Annotated in this window: 14 protein-coding genes and 4 pseudogenes; 9 read left to right on the plus strand and 9 right to left on the minus strand. The window is 58.2% G+C overall.

The window, feature by feature from the left end:
• Nucleotides 1-56: 56 nt before the first annotated feature.
• The gene (locus tag HB778_RS37635) at nt 57-755 is read right to left on the minus strand and encodes a GntR family transcriptional regulator (protein ID WP_183454907.1); all 699 of its coding nucleotides are present in this window, start codon (nt 753-755) and stop codon (nt 57-59) included.
• Between the two features lie 235 nt (nt 756-990).
• A pseudogene (locus HB778_RS42310) lies at nt 991-1,239 on the minus strand (DDE-type integrase/transposase/recombinase); the annotation flags it as partial.
• Nucleotides 1,240-1,642: 403 nt separating this feature from the next.
• Between HB778_RS42310 and tnpB the strand changes: the two are divergent.
• Together tnpB and HB778_RS37650 are read left to right on the plus strand one after the other, a co-directional pair.
• Nucleotides 1,643-1,840 (plus strand): IS66 family insertion sequence element accessory protein TnpB, encoded by a 198-nt coding sequence (gene tnpB, locus HB778_RS37645; RefSeq protein ID WP_183454906.1) that lies wholly within the window; start codon nt 1,643-1,645, stop codon nt 1,838-1,840.
• Nucleotides 1,841-2,119 (plus strand): annotated as a pseudogene (locus HB778_RS37650) (IS66 family transposase); the annotation flags it as partial.
• 97 nt (nt 2,120-2,216) lie between these two features.
• Here the strand turns inward: HB778_RS37650 and HB778_RS37655 are convergent.
• Nucleotides 2,217-3,845: an IS1634 family transposase gene (locus tag HB778_RS37655; RefSeq protein ID WP_183465531.1), complete on the minus strand. Its 1,629-nt coding sequence runs from the start codon at nt 3,843-3,845 to the stop codon at nt 2,217-2,219.
• 198 nt (nt 3,846-4,043) lie between these two features.
• Here HB778_RS37655 and HB778_RS41095 point away from each other — a divergent pair.
• A pseudogene (locus HB778_RS41095) lies at nt 4,044-4,139 on the plus strand (IS6 family transposase); the annotation flags it as partial.
• 433 nt (nt 4,140-4,572) lie between these two features.
• On the opposite strand, the gene HB778_RS37660 reads toward HB778_RS41095, so the two are convergent.
• The 6 genes and pseudogenes from HB778_RS37660 to HB778_RS37685 form a co-directional block, all read right to left on the minus strand.
• A complete protein-coding gene (locus tag HB778_RS37660) occupies nt 4,573-5,127 on the minus strand; it encodes a GrpB family protein (RefSeq protein ID WP_244662097.1) in 555 nt (184 codons plus the stop codon).
• 165 nt (nt 5,128-5,292) lie between these two features.
• Nucleotides 5,293-5,385: pseudogene (locus HB778_RS42320) on the minus strand (AAA family ATPase); the annotation flags it as partial.
• Between the two features lie 426 nt (nt 5,386-5,811).
• On the minus strand, nt 5,812-6,366 hold the full coding sequence (locus HB778_RS37670; RefSeq protein ID WP_183454903.1) for a hypothetical protein: 555 nt from the start codon (nt 6,364-6,366) through the stop codon (nt 5,812-5,814).
• A gap of 9 nt (nt 6,367-6,375) precedes the next feature.
• Entirely contained in the window at nt 6,376-7,863 is a 1,488-nt protein-coding gene (locus tag HB778_RS37675; RefSeq protein WP_183454902.1) for a carbamoyltransferase family protein, read from the minus strand.
• A gap of 274 nt (nt 7,864-8,137) precedes the next feature.
• On the minus strand, nt 8,138-8,752 hold the full coding sequence (locus HB778_RS37680) for a DUF6071 family protein (RefSeq protein WP_183465532.1): 615 nt from the start codon (nt 8,750-8,752) through the stop codon (nt 8,138-8,140).
• A 34-nt stretch (nt 8,753-8,786) separates the two neighbouring features.
• Nucleotides 8,787-9,914, minus strand: a complete 1,128-nt coding sequence (locus HB778_RS37685; RefSeq protein WP_183465533.1) for an aminotransferase class I/II-fold pyridoxal phosphate-dependent enzyme — start codon at nt 9,912-9,914, stop codon at nt 8,787-8,789.
• A 159-nt stretch (nt 9,915-10,073) separates the two neighbouring features.
• Here HB778_RS37685 and truD point away from each other — a divergent pair, with 159 nt between their 5' ends.
• From truD to HB778_RS37715, 6 genes are all read left to right on the plus strand, one after another.
• Complete coding sequence (truD, locus tag HB778_RS37690; protein ID WP_183465534.1) at nt 10,074-11,141, plus strand: tRNA pseudouridine(13) synthase TruD; 1,068 nt, start codon at nt 10,074-10,076, stop codon at nt 11,139-11,141.
• Nucleotides 11,142-11,328: 187 nt separating this feature from the next.
• Nucleotides 11,329-12,438 (plus strand): B12-binding domain-containing radical SAM protein, encoded by a 1,110-nt coding sequence (locus HB778_RS37695; protein ID WP_183454898.1) that lies wholly within the window; start codon nt 11,329-11,331, stop codon nt 12,436-12,438.
• 390 nt (nt 12,439-12,828) lie between these two features.
• Nucleotides 12,829-13,125, plus strand: coding sequence for a 2OG-Fe(II) oxygenase (locus tag HB778_RS43690; protein ID WP_432421292.1), 297 nt, complete (start codon nt 12,829-12,831; stop codon nt 13,123-13,125).
• Nucleotides 13,115-13,753: a 2OG-Fe(II) oxygenase gene (locus HB778_RS37705; RefSeq protein ID WP_183454896.1), complete on the plus strand. Its 639-nt coding sequence runs from the start codon at nt 13,115-13,117 to the stop codon at nt 13,751-13,753. The genes HB778_RS43690 and HB778_RS37705 overlap by 11 nt, the downstream gene beginning before the upstream one ends.
• A 206-nt stretch (nt 13,754-13,959) precedes the next feature.
• Nucleotides 13,960-14,385 carry a hypothetical protein gene (locus HB778_RS37710; RefSeq protein ID WP_244662100.1) on the plus strand — a complete coding sequence of 142 codons (426 nt, stop codon included), beginning with the start codon at nt 13,960-13,962 and terminating at the stop codon, nt 14,383-14,385.
• On the plus strand, nt 14,382-15,419 hold the full coding sequence (locus HB778_RS37715; protein ID WP_183465536.1) for a hypothetical protein: 1,038 nt from the start codon (nt 14,382-14,384) through the stop codon (nt 15,417-15,419). Before HB778_RS37710 ends, HB778_RS37715 begins: the two co-directional genes overlap by 4 nt.
• The last annotated feature ends 32 nt before the right edge of the window (nt 15,420-15,451 follow it).

Genomic DNA, 15,451 nt, shown 5'->3' on the forward strand with positions numbered 1-15,451 from the left:
CGTCCCTACCTTTTTAAGCGAGCCGGCTATAGCTTCCTTCCGCCTTCCGCGCCGGGTTAACCTTGTTTATTAAATATATCAACGGCTTCTAGCGCGTAAATGTTTCCTTCTCGAACCAAATCGGGGATTACATCGTATTTTCTCTGATATTGCTTTTTAAGGTTGCCAATTGCCTTTTCGATTTCACCGACCTCTACGTATTGGATGAACGATGTCATAGCGGAAATGCTTGCATCGAGACGTCCTTGGTCCTGGAGGTACAGTTGCCGAACAAAACTCGTTCGATCTTTTAACTCCAGCATTAGCCGCACCATGCGTTCGTTCTCGGTCAATCCGGCCAAACGCTCATAGAGTGCCTCAATTGCAAGTGCGACGATCTGTGCATTATCTTGCGCGGTTGGATTATCAGGTACTCTCGCATCGACAAAACGTAAACCGGTGGCCACGAAGGGCTTTATCGCGTTTTCGACGCAGTAGCGGGCGATCATGAACGCCGCTTCGTAGTCGTTCTGGACTTCACGGCTGTTAAGTGCGCGCGTGACATAGCTTCGCGTGCTGTCCTTGGCAATGATGCCCTCGTTGGCGAGCAGTATCAGCGCCTCTCGCACCGGGGTGATGCTCACGCCGAAACTCTCGGCGATGTTCTTCATCTCAAGCGGTGTGCGTGGAGGAAGTTTCTGGAGCACTATCACCGACTTGAGGCGATCATATACTTGTCCTGTCTTACTTCCCTGTGTTCTTGGCGTCGCGCGCATCGGGTCCATCCTCGAGCATACAAATCCTCTCTTCCCAGTGTGCAGCGCCGCGCCATCGGCCGCAGGGGATGTAAGTTACCACGTCAAACCTGCCAACTTTGAAAAAAGATGCGAAACAACTGTTAATATATGTGAAAATTAATTCAATTATTTCGCTTCTGTACATGGCTGGTATCGGATCTCTCAGCCTGTTCTACGTACGGCGAAATTACTATCGGATACTTATGTAAGTATCTTAGACAATTAAGGGTTTGATCGAGTATCGCTTTGTGATGAGATGTGACAATGCTGAACTCGTCAAAAGTCGAAGCGCAATGGATACCTGTCGCTTGCGCATCATGTGGGCCATTTCGATGCCAGGCAGGATAGTGTCGGCGCTTGCTGGGATTGAAGCCGAGCATCATTCGGACACGGCGCTTGATACGCCGATGGTCCTGCTCGATCTGATTGTCAAATAATGACTCCGGCGTATGCGCCGCCTACACATTGATTTCGCTTGTTTCTGAACATTGAGGTTTCTGCCAGAAGGTTTTCGGCAGGAGCTGGATTTTTGGGATGGCGGATGGCGAGGGATTTGTTCTTTGTTGGGCGATGCGAAGTTGTCGAGCCGCGTCGTGGAAACCGAGGATGGCCCAATGTCTGAAGGCGCGGATTGTCGCGGTCCTTTGGCACTGCCTGCGGAACTGATGCCGGCCGTGCCCTTGCGAGAATAGCGGCCCATTCGAACCCGCCTTAGTGCCACTGGCAATTACGACAGAGCCGAAGACTGCTACCGCTAGTACGCCGATGGTGACAGTAGAAATAGGCGCAGACCTCGGAGTGAGGGTTCCCGGCGATGTGCCGGTTGACCGGGCTGCGGCCTTGGTGCGCGCGATGCGCGGGACGGCATGATCGTCGCGGGCCAACGATTGCCGATCCTGATCGCGACGCGCCCGGTGGACTTCCGCTGTGACCATCAGGCGCTGGCATTGATGGTGCAGGCCGAGTTGAAGCTTGATCCGAATTCCGGGGTCACCGTGATCTTCCGTTCGAAGCGCGGGGATCGTGTAAAAATCCTGGTGTGGGATGGCACCGGAATGTGCTGACCTACAAACGACGAGGCGTTGTTGCGCATCGCCGCCCTCTACAAGATCGAGGACAGCATCATCCGAGGTTGTGACCCCGATCATCGCCGGGCTGTCCGCCAGAACCTGTCCGGCCCGCTGGTGGACGAGTTCTTCACCTGGCTGACAACTCAGACCGCGCGCGTCTCGCGCAAGTCCGACCTCGGCGAGGCCATGGCTTATATGCTGAAACGCCAAGCCGGTTTCCGGCTGTTCCTGGACGACGGCTGCGTCGACATCGACTCCAACCTCGTCGAAAACGATGACCCCACTTAAACACCGCCTGTAAGAATATGTTATTATATCAGCACGTTAGGCGCGCGCCGGCGCGTGTTACCACTACATTTTGGGGATGATCTCAGGCGAGTTGTTCGTCGAGGTTGTGTGGCAGAGCGATGCCAGATGCCTTGAAGACGTTGCCCACTTGGCCCGTAACGTGGGTTCTGGTGGTGACGATGCGACCATCCTTTTCGATGGTGGCTTCCTGGAGGCGGTCGAGATCGCGTAGAAGCGGCTGCCAACCGGGCGTCAGGCCTTTGGCCCGGCAGAGGCGGTACAGTTCCTTGCTGAGTACGAGCCCCAGGAACGAGCAGAACACATGCCCGCGGATGGCGGCATCGGATTGGTGGAAGATCGGCCGGGTATTGAAGGTTGCCTTGGCGGCGCGGAACAGGCTCTCGACCTCGAGCAAATCGCGATACCGCAGCACGGCCTGGAGCGGGGTCACCTTCGCGTTGGTCCGCACCACGGTGATACCGTCGTAGCGGGCTTCCTCGGCAAGCTTGCCGACATCGATCTTGAAGTTCTTGCCGCTGGTCTTGAGGTAACGCCGGTAGGCCGAGTTGCCGACCAGTGCCTTGTCGCCCTTCTTGAGCTGCGCCTCGAGGCCGGCGATGATCGCCTGGCGGTCGGCCTTGTCCTTCTCGGCCTCGGCGTCATTGCGGCTGACGATGTAGCGGTCTTTACCGACCTTGACCTCTTTGACCCACAACTGAGTTTCACCGCGCTGGCGCTCGAGAACGAGCGGAACCATCGGTGCCGCGTCATTGAGCACGACGTTGTGGATCACGCTGATCGAGCGTTCGCGGGCCCCCAGAATGTATTCCATGCCCAGCTTTTCGAGCGCGGCGATGGTATCGGCGCTGATCATGCCGCGATCGGCGACAACGCAGGCGCGTGTGACGCCGAAGCGCGTTCGCAGCCGATCGACCACCGGCAACAGGACGGTCACGTCAGCGGTGTTGCCGGGTACCATCTCGGTGCAGATCGGCCGGCCCTCGGCATCAACGACCAGCGCCAGGATCATTTGCGCCAGATCGGGGCGGAAGTCCTTGGAATGCCCGCGCTTGCCCAGCGTCTCGCCGCCCGCGCCGTAGAAGGATAACGAGGTGGTGTCCATGAACACAAGGCTGAGGTCGGTGAACAGGTCCTGCCGGCGCGCGAAGAGCTTTTCCTCGATCGCGTCTTTCACGCAGCGCGCCACCAGCGCGCCTTGCGCCTTTTCGCCGAGTTCCTCGCCCAGCCACGCCATTGCCCGGTAAAAGTGATGGAGCGCCAGACCCTCGGCGCCCTCGATACCATAATCGGCCATCCAGTTCGCGCAGTCGCGGTCCGAGCCCGAGACGAACAGCCGATGCAGCGTGCCAACGAACACCGCCCGTTCCACCGCAAAGCCGAACTGGCGCCCTTCCAGCACCTCTTCCAGCACCTCGCCGATCCCGAGCCGCTCCCACAGCCGCCCGAACAACAGCGGACCGCCGATGCGGCGAGAGGCAATTCGCCCCGCGTCAATGTCGGACAGGATGAGGCTGCGTTCGCCATGGCGCGCAATCGAGGCCGCCAATCTGTCAAGTTCGCCGCTGGCAACCAGCGCATCCTTGCGGCCCAGCGCCTTTATCGTGCGCTGGCGAACGGTTTTGCCGTCGCGGACACTTTCCACGAGGTAAAGATAGCGGTGGCCGCGCGCGACTCTCTCAACGACAAACATGCCAGCGTTGTTAGCGAATAAATGCCATCACATCCATACAACATACGGCTAGCAGATCAAATGTTGTTACCACACATTTTCGCGCCGAAAACTCAAGGCGAGTGAATTCAATAGCTTAACGGACAGCGTTCGCCATCCGTTCACCTCCAACTGTTCAAGTCGTCGGGCATGACGACGCGCCCAGGCGGGCCGTGACGGTATCTCTACCGCGCCATCGACAGCGTCGAATTCTATTTCAGCGCGTAGCGCGACCTGCCGTCGGCCAAGTGCTTCTCCAGAAAGGCGCTGGAACGCCTTCAATCCCAATCCGTCCCTTGGCCGAACAGTTCGCCTTTCTCGCTGCCTGACCAGAACGCAACCAATCCTCCCCGTGTCCCAATTCAGCCGTTTTAACGGCCAGTTCGCCAGCCTTGCCAATTAGATGGAAGAGCTGGCCGCCGAGAGCGTCACGATACCCGACTCTCTGCGCTACTATGTCAATTGGGAGGCTATGGCGCTATGGCGCGCGACGCCGAAATGAACGGTGAGTTCTTCACGATAGAGTTCGCACGTGAGTGCACGTCTTTTTCAACAGATGAAAATTGATTGGCGTGCGCTGGGGCCACGCTGTCAATGGCGTCGACCAGAAAGCGCCCCCTCAATCGATGCGCTCTGGACGCTGCCGGAGGGGAACGCTTGAAGGCACCATGAGCAGAAGAGCCGGGTACCGGTTTAAGGCTTACGAAGGCTAATCATGTGGCGGCTCCGACCAACCCGTGCTCTTCGCCCATTCGTTCGCCGCCTCCATAATGATATCAAACACGGGGTCTTTGATTTCGTAATATGCCTCCGCGTTATCGGGGTGTAATTTAGCGAGACTCTGCTTTATGCGTGCATATGCACTAGCCGCTAATGAATGCGTGCGCAGGTAATCCCGGCAAAGGAGCGAATAGAGCTGATTAAAGCGACCTTTTTCCCGAATATGCAAGTTTGCTTTCCGGTCAGTGCTTTGAAAAAAGCGCTTAAGCAAATCCTTTTCTGGAAGGTCCAGCCCTGGAGGGCTATGGTCAACTTTACCTAGTACGCGATTAAATCCCTCTCGCGCAAAGGCAGTATCGTCCACTTGAGACAGGTCACCTACCGTAAGCTGAATATCGATTACATCCTTGGCAGGAAGACCTCGCACGGCCGTCGAACCAATATGATGGATGTAGGCACCAGAAGGTGCCGCGCGCATAACGGACTGCTTCAAGATTGCAAATTCATTAGGCCATTCCTCTCGGGGCATTACAATTTCTATCAACTTTTCTACCCCCTATTGCGCATTCCGCCGCATCCGGTCGGCTGTTCCGACAACATCCGGTGAACCATTCCGGGGTATCCGGTCACTTAGGATCGTTGCCGCGTAGGCATGGTTTTGATGCCAGGCGCGGTGGCCTTCGTCAACTTCTTCGGTGGAGTCACTCGAGCGGCGCATTGAAGGCCCGTCGAGTTCGAGGCGATAAGCATTGTGAACCAGACGGTCCGGGATGGCATCGGCAAATGTCGGTTCACCAAACATCAGAGGCCGCCGCCATTCTCGACCGGGGTGGTGTCTCACTTGACGGTGGTCGACCCGCGTCACGGCCTTGCGGGTTAGGGCCTGGAACTCGTGTCGTCCCGTTCTGCGCGCGGTCGGGCTTCGTTGTAGTCTGCCTCGATGACCGATCTTGCAGCGGCGTCACCGGAAGAAGCGCCGAAACCGCTGGCCCGCATCGACGTACGAACGCTGCTCACAGGGCCCCATTTGAACAGCTCCTTGGCCGCCCCCATTGAGGAGGTGATTAGCGATGAACATTTAGTCGAATCTGTGCCGCGTCTCGTCGCAGACCCTCACCGAACGGCGTTACTGAGGTGAGGAAGGAGGCCGCATGGTCGTAGTCGCGCCGCAGCTCCGACAAACCGCTGTCTACTGTCCATCTGCGCGCTCGCCGATTGTCATGTCATATTAGAATGGGCTTGGGGCAGCGAGCCGGCCGGATTGGGCGCTGATGCCGCTGTCGACGACCACAAGCGGGACACCGTGCCGTTTCGCGGCGCTCAAGATCAACGGTCTAACCTCTTGGCGGTATTTGGCTATTTTGGCCAGCATGCGGGTGAAATCGCCCCTCGCCGTGGGAGTGGGGCGCGAATCTAGCGGAACCCGTTTCGGCAAAAGGCTCATGTCACCGCCGGCGATGCGCATGACCCTAGCGACAAAGCGCCATTCACAAAGCCAGGCCGGCGCTTCAACCAAATAGACCAGCTCCGCTCTTTCGATGCGCATGTCGATCGTTTCGACATATCCGCCTTCGACGACGAAGGCCTCGGCAGCAAGCTGCATTCTTAGGGTGTGGAGCCAATCTTGCTTGTTCGGGCGTTCCCAATTCGGCCCCCAGTAGAGATCATCGAGGGCAAGTAAGGGCAGATCGAGGCTATGAGCGAGCCGCCGTCCAAAGGTCGATTTTCCGCTACCCGGAGAGCCGAAGACGCTGATCCTGCTGGCACGGGATTTGGACAACATAAGCGATCTCTAGAAAATCTCTATGCCATGCAATTCCGAGAAGCGTCGGGCATCCTCGGCGGAGTTCACCAGAGGCTCCCCCTTGATGTTGAGGGAGGTGTTGAGCAGCAACGGGCAGCGTGTCTGTTGGTAGAATGCGTTTAGAAGTTGATGCACTGAGGCGTTCTGCGCTGCATTTAGGGTCTGGACGCGGCTGGTTCCATCCACATGGCAAACTGCTGGAATCGCTTCCGGCTTTCGGCACTTGGCGACGAACTGCATATAGGGGACACGCTGCAGAGGCATTTCAAAGTACTCTGGCGCATGTTCCTCCAAAATGATGGGGGCAAAAGGCCTGAAAAGCTCCCGTTTTTTGATCCGATTGACCTTTTCCTTAGCTCCGGGACCTCGCGGGTCCGAAAGCAGGCTTCGATTGCCCAATGCCCTCGGCCCGAACTCGGCGCGACCATGCGCAACGCCGATAACCTTACCCTTGACCAGGCTGCGAAGCGCTCCGTCGATATTGAGTCCCCGGCCGATGTCGTGGCCGAGATAGGGTCCGCGCCACTGCACCCATTCTCCGCGCTGTGCGAGCGCGGCGCCGAGGCTGCTGCCGGCATCCCCCGGTTCCGGCATGATCCATATGTTGTCGAACCAGCCTTCTCGCGCCAACATTCCGTTGAAGACGCAATTGAGCGCAACGCCGCCGGAATAGACCAGATTCTTGCTCGGTAGCTCCGTTCTCACCCATTGGAACACTTCCCGCAGCAGCCGCTCGGTCACGCTTTGGCAACTCGCTGCAATATTCTCGATATCGGTGAGGTCGGTCCGCCAGTCGCGTATCCCCCGGTGGAGGTTCCGGCGGAACCGCAAGCGGTCTGGCCGAGGATCGGCGATGAAATCATCGAAAATGTGGTCAACGTATCGATCGTCTCCGAACGCCGCCAGGCCCATCATGATGTATTCTTCCTCGTTCGGCCGGAAGCCGCAACGGTCGGTAAAGCCGGAATAGAACAGGCCGATGCTATGCGGATAACGAACAGTCAGCACGCGTTCGATCGTGCGATCGGATGCACGCCATGCCGTAAGAGTGTCCCATTCGCCTATACCATCTATGACGACGATGCTGGCATCCCGGAAAGTCGAGGTGAAATAGCCGCCGCACGCATGGGAGAAATGATGACCATGAGACGCGACAGGCCGTCCTCGCAACAAGGGGAACCGCGCCAGATAGCTGCGAGCGCCGGGGGTCGTCAGCAGCCGGCGATATTGCCCGGCGAACAGTTCACGGCTGCGCTTAAGGTTCTGGTTCTCATAATAGGCGATCTCGAAGGGGATGCGGACATGGGCTTCCACATCGTCCAGAAGCCCATCGCAAAGATACCGGTCCATCTTTTGACGGCTGAAACGCTCCGAATGGGCCGCGTAGACAATCTCGTCGTCGCGGACAACCGCGAGCGCCGCATCATGACTGAGACAGCTCGCGCCGACAATGTCAGGAGCGGTTGGCCTACTCATAAATGAATGGATCCCGCCGCCGGCTCGCCAAGATACGCTCAACCAGGCCCTTCGGCCGCTCTGGCTCGGGCGGCGCCTTTCTTGCGGCGGCCGCGCCCGGCCGCTTCGGCAGGCCGACCTTCCGATCGAGGATTCTGGCTTTGGTCGTTCCGGAATAGGCGATCCCCGTGCACCCGACGCTTTTCTGGGCGACCCCCTGCGTCTGGAGATACTCGGCAAGAGCAGCCGCCCATGCTATGTGGCCCTCACCGTCAGGATGACCCCCCCGAGGCCTTTACCGTCGCGGCGGCTTGTATGCGCTCGGGCTCCCCATTTTGCCCGGAGCCAAAAAATGCCGATCAAGTATCTGGGACATATAGGGCTGCAGGCTGCCGCCCGAATGCTCGTCAATGTCGGCCAGACTCTCAAGCGCATTGAAGAACAGGTAGGGGATGCTCGCACGCTCGAGCGCCCATTTGAGCGTCAGGACCTGCGTGGCGAACCGTATGGCCGATTCCTCATCGCTCCACGCGATTTCACGATAGGCTCGGTTGATCATCGCCGCAGGCGCATCGGTATAGTCATGGTATGGAATGAGCTGGCGCCACTCGCCGGAAATATGGAACTCCCGGCGCATCGGCGATGACCAGCCGATCACGACCAGCAATTCCGCGCCGGCCGCTTTCAGCGCAGGGACATCTTCCACCAGCCAGCGAATGGTCGAGCGCAGGATGCGGTCGTTGGAGCTGCCGGGAAATCCGTCATTGACGACGCTCGTATAGCCAAGCAGCCGCCCCAGTTGACCCGGCCAGGCGGCCCGCCACCGTGCCTCATTGTCAAAGCAGAACCCGGTATTCGGATCGTCGAACAGGTCGGTTCCGTAACACATAGAACAGCCGTTCGCGAACAAAACTCTGTCTGTCATTGACGCACCGACGGAACCTTCAGTCACTTGTTTGAGCAGCAGGCGGCGGAACAGCCGCGATGGCGTCCAGCACGCCCTGCATTAGCGGCCAATGCGCTATCCCGAAGCGGACGCATCCAGCCAGACCAACCTCCCGGCTAGTGTCGCGGATATAGACCCCACGCGTGTCGAGATGCTTGACGACCTCGGCCGGCTCGTAGCCGCGGACGGCCACATTCACATAGTTGCCGGCCGACGGGAGCACCCGCCAACCCGGCCGCTGGAGCGCCAATGCTGCCCCGAATTTCTCGCGCGCCAGAATGATGTCCTTCCAGATCGATTTGAGCTCCTCCGGCCGACCGAGCAGGGCCTCAAGCATATGAAGGGATGCTCCTGAAACAGCGCCGTCCATTCTGTAGGCACCGAGAAGGCGAGCCAGACGGGGTGGCGACATGCCGACGGCGATCCGCGCGCCTGCCAGACCCAAACTCTTTGAGAATGACCGTACCAGGAAGACGTGGTCGTAAGATCCGAGGAGCTCGACGTGGTCCGTTTCCGCGAAGGCTGCGAAGCATTCGTCTACCACCAGCAGGTGGTGATGTCGCCCGCACGATTCGGCCAGCTCAATCAGTTCACTGCCGGACATTAGGTGACCGGTGGGGCTATTGGGGTTGGAAATGACCACCAGCGACGGTGGCTTACTCCGTAATGTATCCAGAAGCGCCTGAAACCCCATCGCCATCGCATCCGGCACCCTGATAGACGCGTGGGTTACGTCAAGCTTTCGCAGCGCGGCATAGTGCGCCCAGCCGAAGTAATTGGGCACCTGCAGAATCATGCGCCCGGTGGCCGACCCAAAAGCGTCGACAATCGCAGCGATCAGAGCATCGGACCCTGCGGCCAGCGTCAGCCGCTCCGAGGGAACGCCAAGCCGCCGGCCGATCCCTCCTATGGCCAAGCTAGCAAAGGGGTAGAACTGGGTATGCGCGGTGTCGGGCGCGACCTCCCGCAAAAGCTCTGTCATCCGGGGATGGTGCAGTTCGCAGCTTCGCAGATTGATCCCGTGATTGGCGGGAAGGCGGTTGTGGCGTGCGAGATCACCGACTTCCGGCAACGGAAACCGCCAAATATCGCATTCGGCTGCTTGAGATTGGCGGGGAAATTCCATCCTATGAGTCATAGCTTGAGTTTCACATGCCGAATTATCTACCTCTACATAAATCAAGGTCAAGCGAAAACAAATAATATCTGAAAATATATTCGAAGATATCAATGTGTAAGTGGTTGACATCCACTACACGCCAAACGCATACCTAACTGTCACCAAGTGATCGCCAATAAAGCTCCGGAGTTGTTGAACTTGCCTGGGGATGGGTACAATCATCGATTAAAATTTGTGCCAGAGGACTTTTTGGTCCAAGAGGTGTTGATGCCAACTTTGGCTGCGCGTCCCTCCGAGGTCCATCCGTATTTTTTACTGCGTAAGCGGGGCTTCACGACGTTTCAGGCCGTTCGACGGCTCGCCGAGGCGACTGGAGTGGACGCCAAGGTAGTCGCCTATGCCGGGCTGAAGGACGAAGACGCCGTCACGGAGCAGCACATTAGCGTCGGTGCTGACCTGCCCGCCGAGAGCGTGCAGAGCTTCAATGCTGCGTACGAAGGGAAGTCCGAATTTATTCAAGTAGTGAGCCTGGGCCGCGAGGGCGGAGCGATCCGCGTCGGCCACCTGATCGGCAACGCGTTCAGGATCGCAATCCGGGATTTGGATGAGAAGCTAGTCGCAAGGCTGGCGTCGCGAAGATCGAGCGAACTTGTCTTCATCAACTATTACGACACGCAACGCTTCGGCGTTCCCGGCGGTCCGAAGACCACTCACCTGATTGGCGACCGGCTGCATGCGGGCGCCTACGACGAAGCGCTGGCGCTGTTGAGGCAGTCACGGGCGGAGGAGGCGCTGTTGGCGCAATCCTGGTCGGGCCGCGCCGAACAATTCTTTTGCGAATTGGACCCGCGAATTGTGCGTTTATATTACGCGGCTTATTCGTCCTATCAATGGAACACCCAGCTGGCAGACAGTATTGCCGGTGAGGCTGGCGTCCAGGAACTGACGCGTCCACCCCTGAAGTGCCTCCTCACTGTAGAGCCTCGACTGCTGGAGCGCATCCGCCAGCGAGCTCTGACTCATCCGCTCCGACGTTTTTCGTGTGCGCCGGGCTTTCCAGAAGTCGATCCCGAGGTTCGTCCGGGGTTGATACAGGCGCGGATCAGGGTCGTCGAACACGGTCTCGACGAGTTTCATCAAGGGCGCAACAAAGTAACCGTAGAGATGTTTCTTCCAAGTGGCTGCTATGCCACGATGGCTATAAATCAGTTCGTGACATTTTGCAGATATTAGGCGGATAGATATCGTGCGCGTTCTATGCATTATTCCACCATATATCCCTAGTTACTTCAATGCAGGGCATCATATTCCGATCTTCCAGGTCTCTACTTACCTCAGAAGCCAGAGGCATTCGGACGAAATAGTTGCTCTGGACTGTGCAGCTCTGAACTTAACCTGGCGCGATATCGCTGAACTCCTGGTGCAGAAGTTCGACGTCATAGCACTGCTGAACGACTTTGACGGCGTCGACACCTTTCCGCGAATGCTGCGCTACGTGCGCGAATTTTCTCCCTCAGCCAAGGTGATGACCTTCGGCCGGCTTTCCAATCAGGTTCCGGGCCTCTTTGAGCGCTTCGGATTCCACGGCATTGCATCGGCAGGCGACTACGAGGCGTCGGTGGCCGGCTTCATCGACTGGATTGCGGACGGAAAGACGATACCACCGGGCGTCTCGCTCCGGCAGGAAGACGGCTACGGGAAACCTGCCCCCGGGATTTTTCTCCATGCCGAGCATTGGGCTTTCCCCGACGTCCGGGATATTCCCTACGGAGCGTATGACCGGCTGTACCAGCAGGACTCGAACAAATTCTGCGGCATTCCCGAACGCCGTGAGCTTGTTGTGCCCCTGGCGCGGGGGTGCTCAGTCGGCTGCGCTTATTGCGACGTTCCCACCATGCAGGGATTACGCGAACGACGCGCAGGGGTCGTGCCTACCCTCGACTATATCCAACAATCCTTTGACGAGGGGCCGTTTGAATATGTTTCGTTCTACGCCCCGACCTTCACACTGAAGAAGGCGTGGGTTCGGGCATTCTGTGCGGAAAAGGAGCGGCGCGGCCTGAGGTTTCCCTGGAAATGCGTCACCACGTTGTTCCATCTCGATCCCGAGCTTCTGGCCACCATGGCGGGCGCCGGCTGTGTGCGGGTGAGCATAGGCCTCGAGACGCTGGACGTTGGCGCTGCGGGAAGTTTGCCGAAGATCAAGCAAGATAGCCTAGACGCATTTCGGCGGCTTGCCAGCGCGGGCCGCGCCTCTGGGGTTGAGTTGAACTGCTTTGTCATCGTCGGGTTGCCGGGCGACAGCATCCAGGGGATCGATCAGACTATTTCGGAGGTCCTTGCACAGGGCAGCCGCGTGCGACCGACCGTCTACACGCCATACGACAGGATCGAGGCGGATATGACGCTGGAAGAGGTTGGTGGGTTCAATCGCCAGATGTTCGTCGAGGATATTTACTCGGGTGAGCAGAAAGATCTGCTCTACAAACTGCTGTTCGGGAACCATGCTGATCGCGCCACAAAGTCATGAATCGAATTGGCATCCGTAGATCTCTGGTGTGAGTCATGAATAGTTATGCGGATATTTCGTTACGATTTGAAAATTGTTCGTTCCATAGTGAAAAATTCCATTGGGGATGTATTGTAGATTACTTTGAATATGCGACCTATGATCAGTTATTTAATAGCTTTCCTTGCGATGGTTTCGTCCTGACGGAGAAGGCCGGCGGGCCCTCCGCCAAAAGCTACAAGACATACAACTTGATGGTGATGAAGAATGGGGAGCGGAAACCGGAATATTATGGCCTGACTCCACTTTGGCAGGAGGCCGTCAGTGCCTTGGTCGGCGACCACAATATAGCCGGCCTGGAGAAGTTGACCGGCAAGTCCCTTTGGGGGGACGTTGGCCGAAGTGCGGTTCGTGATTTATTCGGAAGGATGCTGGATTGGCCCGCATCTGGACCGTCCGGACAAACGCCTCACCCAAATCGTCTATCTGCAGCACCCTCAAGACCGACTGGTCGGGGGGGATCTTCTGATCCTGGGCTCCGACAAGATGGACGATGTGGTGAGGAGCGTTCCTCCCCGTCCCAACATGTCAGTTGTCCTGCTGCCATCAAGTCAGTCTTGGCATGCAGTGTCTATGCTCGAAAGCGCGTCCAACGCGCCTCGGCGTTGCGTTTTGGTGCATTTTTCGGAGGTCAATGATGAGCGCTAGTTTCAGTGAGCTGGTACACTCCCTGCGAGGGGCACAATGGCGGAACGACCCGTATTTTTGGGCGGTCGTCGATGAATTTGTTTCGCCCGGTTTTGCCGAGCGTCTCGCCGCTACCATCCCCGCAGCGGGGTTCAGTGCCAGCGAAAGGCCCAGCGGCGACCCCGGACATAGAAAACCTTACCGCCTCGAAAGCAAGGCTCTAAATGCTGAAGACGACGACAAATATACGCCGGCCTGGCGGGATTTCCTCCGGGCCTTGAGGTCCAGCGAATATCGCACCGCCATGAGCGAAGTGATTGGTATCGACCTGAGCGGTCTCAATCTCGAACTGTCCCTGTGGCACTACCCGCCGGGGGGATGGCTCGGCCCGCATACGGATAAGCCGGACAAGGTCGTCACCCAGGTTTTCAATCTCAATCCGGGCTGGGAGCGCGAATGGGGCGGCTGCCTTCGTATCCTGGGATCAGACCAAGAGAAGGACGTCGTTGCCGAAATACCGCCAGTCCTGAACTCGTCGGTTATACTTCGGCGAAGCGATAATTCCTGGCACATGGTAACCAGGACGCAGGAGAGTGAGGGTGCACCTCGCCTTCGACAAGTGCTGACCGCCATGTTCCGCGCTTTGTAATGTCTTCGGTCGACGGCGAGGGCGCGTTTGCAAGCGCAGCCGATGGGGTTTGTCCATTCCGCCTTAGGGATGGCCTGCCCCCTCTAGGCGAATTCACGATCGGGGCCGATTTTGCGGATCTTCTGGTATCGGAGGCCACAAGTCGGCGTCCGCGCGCCGTCCTGGAGGCCGGCAGTGGTATCTCTACGGTTTTGCTAGGACACTGCATGCAGCTTTGGGCTGGCCATGTCTATGCGCTGGAGCACCTGCCCCAATATGCGCAGCTGACCCGCGAATGGGCTGTTCGGCACGGCGTCCAGAACATCACCGTCATTGATGCTCCGCTACAGACGCACGTGATCGGTGGCGAGCAGTGGGACTGGTACGACATCTCCAATGTTCCGGCCATCGCATATGACTTTCTTGTCGTCGATGGTCCGCCGCGCAAGACCGGCGCGCTGGCCCGGTACCCGATGCTTCCGCTTTTTGCCAAACAGCTCGGCCCATCGCCCTGTCTCCTTCTGGACGATGCGGACCGGGCGGACGAAGAGGCCATCGTTCGCCGGTGGCAAGCCGAATTTCCTCAGTTCCGAACCCAGAGGCATCAAACCCAGAAGGGAGCCGTGCTGATGACAGCGGGCTCTGCATCATGACATCCTCATGGGTGGTGAACGGCGGACGGCCCCTCGCTGGGGAGGTACAGATTTCTGGCTTTAAGCATGCCGCGCTGCCTCTCGTGGCGGCCGGGATGTTGGCCAGCGGGCCCTTCGAACTCGCGAACGTTCCTGACGTCGAAGATGTCAGAGTGATCGCGGAACTGTTAGTGCATGCAGGTGCGTCCGCTCGCCACGATCGCGCAGGTCGCCGATTGCTGGTCGATCCGACAACAATTTCCAACGGCACGCTTCCAAGTGCTCTGACCCGCCGGGTGCATGGTTCTCTCTACATGGTTCCAGGGCTGCTCGGCAAGTTAGGGGAGGTCCACGCCGGGCCGTTCGGTGGATGCAGGATCGGGGAGGCGTCAGCGGGGGGAGAGCGTCCCCTCGAGCACATCCGGGAAGTGTTGCAAAGATTTGGCGCCACTGCGGAAATCCAGGGCGGGATGCTCTCTGCCTCATGCAAGCAATTATGCGGCTGCACCATCAACATGGCTGACTTTGCCAAGGAACTGTCCAATGGCGGGGGATTGACCGGTCCCCTCTACTCGGGCGCCACCAAAGCCGCGCTCTTGTGTGCTGCAACGGCGGCTGGAGTGACCGAAATCCACAGCCCCTATCGCAAGGCGGACGTGGCTGACCTGATTGGCGGAATGATCGCCGCAGGGGTGAGCATAGAGGATCGAGACGACGTTTTGCGTGTTGAGGGGCGGCCTTGCCTCCAGGCGTTCCAATATGAGGTGTCGTCCGACGCGATCGAAATCGTGACCTTCTTCACGCTCGCCGCCTACCTTCAAGCAGACATCCGGCTGACCGGGATCGCTGACAAAACATGGGCAGGACTGGCCGCCGAACTTGACTGCTTTGATCGCATGGGCCTGACCGTCGAGCGTTTGAAGCAGTCGAGGTTGAGCCTACGGGCCGATCATATGAACGGCATAGACATTCGCGTCTCTTCGCATGGAATATTCAGCGACAGTCAACCATTCTTCGCGCTGCTCCTGTCGGGTACAGAGAGGGGGGCAAGATAGAAGAGCATGTATGGGTCAACCGCTTCGACTAC

It is taken from the genome of Mesorhizobium huakuii, assembly GCF_014189455.1.
GTDB classification, from domain to species: domain Bacteria; phylum Pseudomonadota; class Alphaproteobacteria; order Rhizobiales; family Rhizobiaceae; genus Mesorhizobium; species Mesorhizobium huakuii_A.

Bases quoted from the DNA above. Each gene is read 5' to 3' on its own strand.
- HB778_RS37635 (WP_183454907.1), bottom strand. From the start codon at position 755: ATGCGCGCGACGCCAAGAACACAGGGAAGTAAGACAGGACAAGTATAT.
- tnpB (WP_183454906.1), top strand. From the start codon at position 1,643: ATGATCGTCGCGGGCCAACGATTGCCGATCCTGATCGCGACGCGCCCG.
- HB778_RS37655 (WP_183465531.1), bottom strand. From the start codon at position 3,845: ATGTTTGTCGTTGAGAGAGTCGCGCGCGGCCACCGCTATCTTTACCTC.
- HB778_RS37670 (WP_183454903.1), bottom strand. From the start codon at position 6,366: ATGTTGTCCAAATCCCGTGCCAGCAGGATCAGCGTCTTCGGCTCTCCG.
- HB778_RS37675 (WP_183454902.1), bottom strand. From the start codon at position 7,863: ATGAGTAGGCCAACCGCTCCTGACATTGTCGGCGCGAGCTGTCTCAGT.
- HB778_RS37685 (WP_183465533.1), bottom strand. From the start codon at position 9,914: ATGGAATTTCCCCGCCAATCTCAAGCAGCCGAATGCGATATTTGGCGG.
- HB778_RS37705 (WP_183454896.1), top strand. From the start codon at position 13,115: ATGAGCGCTAGTTTCAGTGAGCTGGTACACTCCCTGCGAGGGGCACAA.
- HB778_RS37710 (WP_244662100.1), top strand. From the start codon at position 13,960: ATGCAGCTTTGGGCTGGCCATGTCTATGCGCTGGAGCACCTGCCCCAA.
- HB778_RS37715 (WP_183465536.1), top strand. From the start codon at position 14,382: ATGACATCCTCATGGGTGGTGAACGGCGGACGGCCCCTCGCTGGGGAG.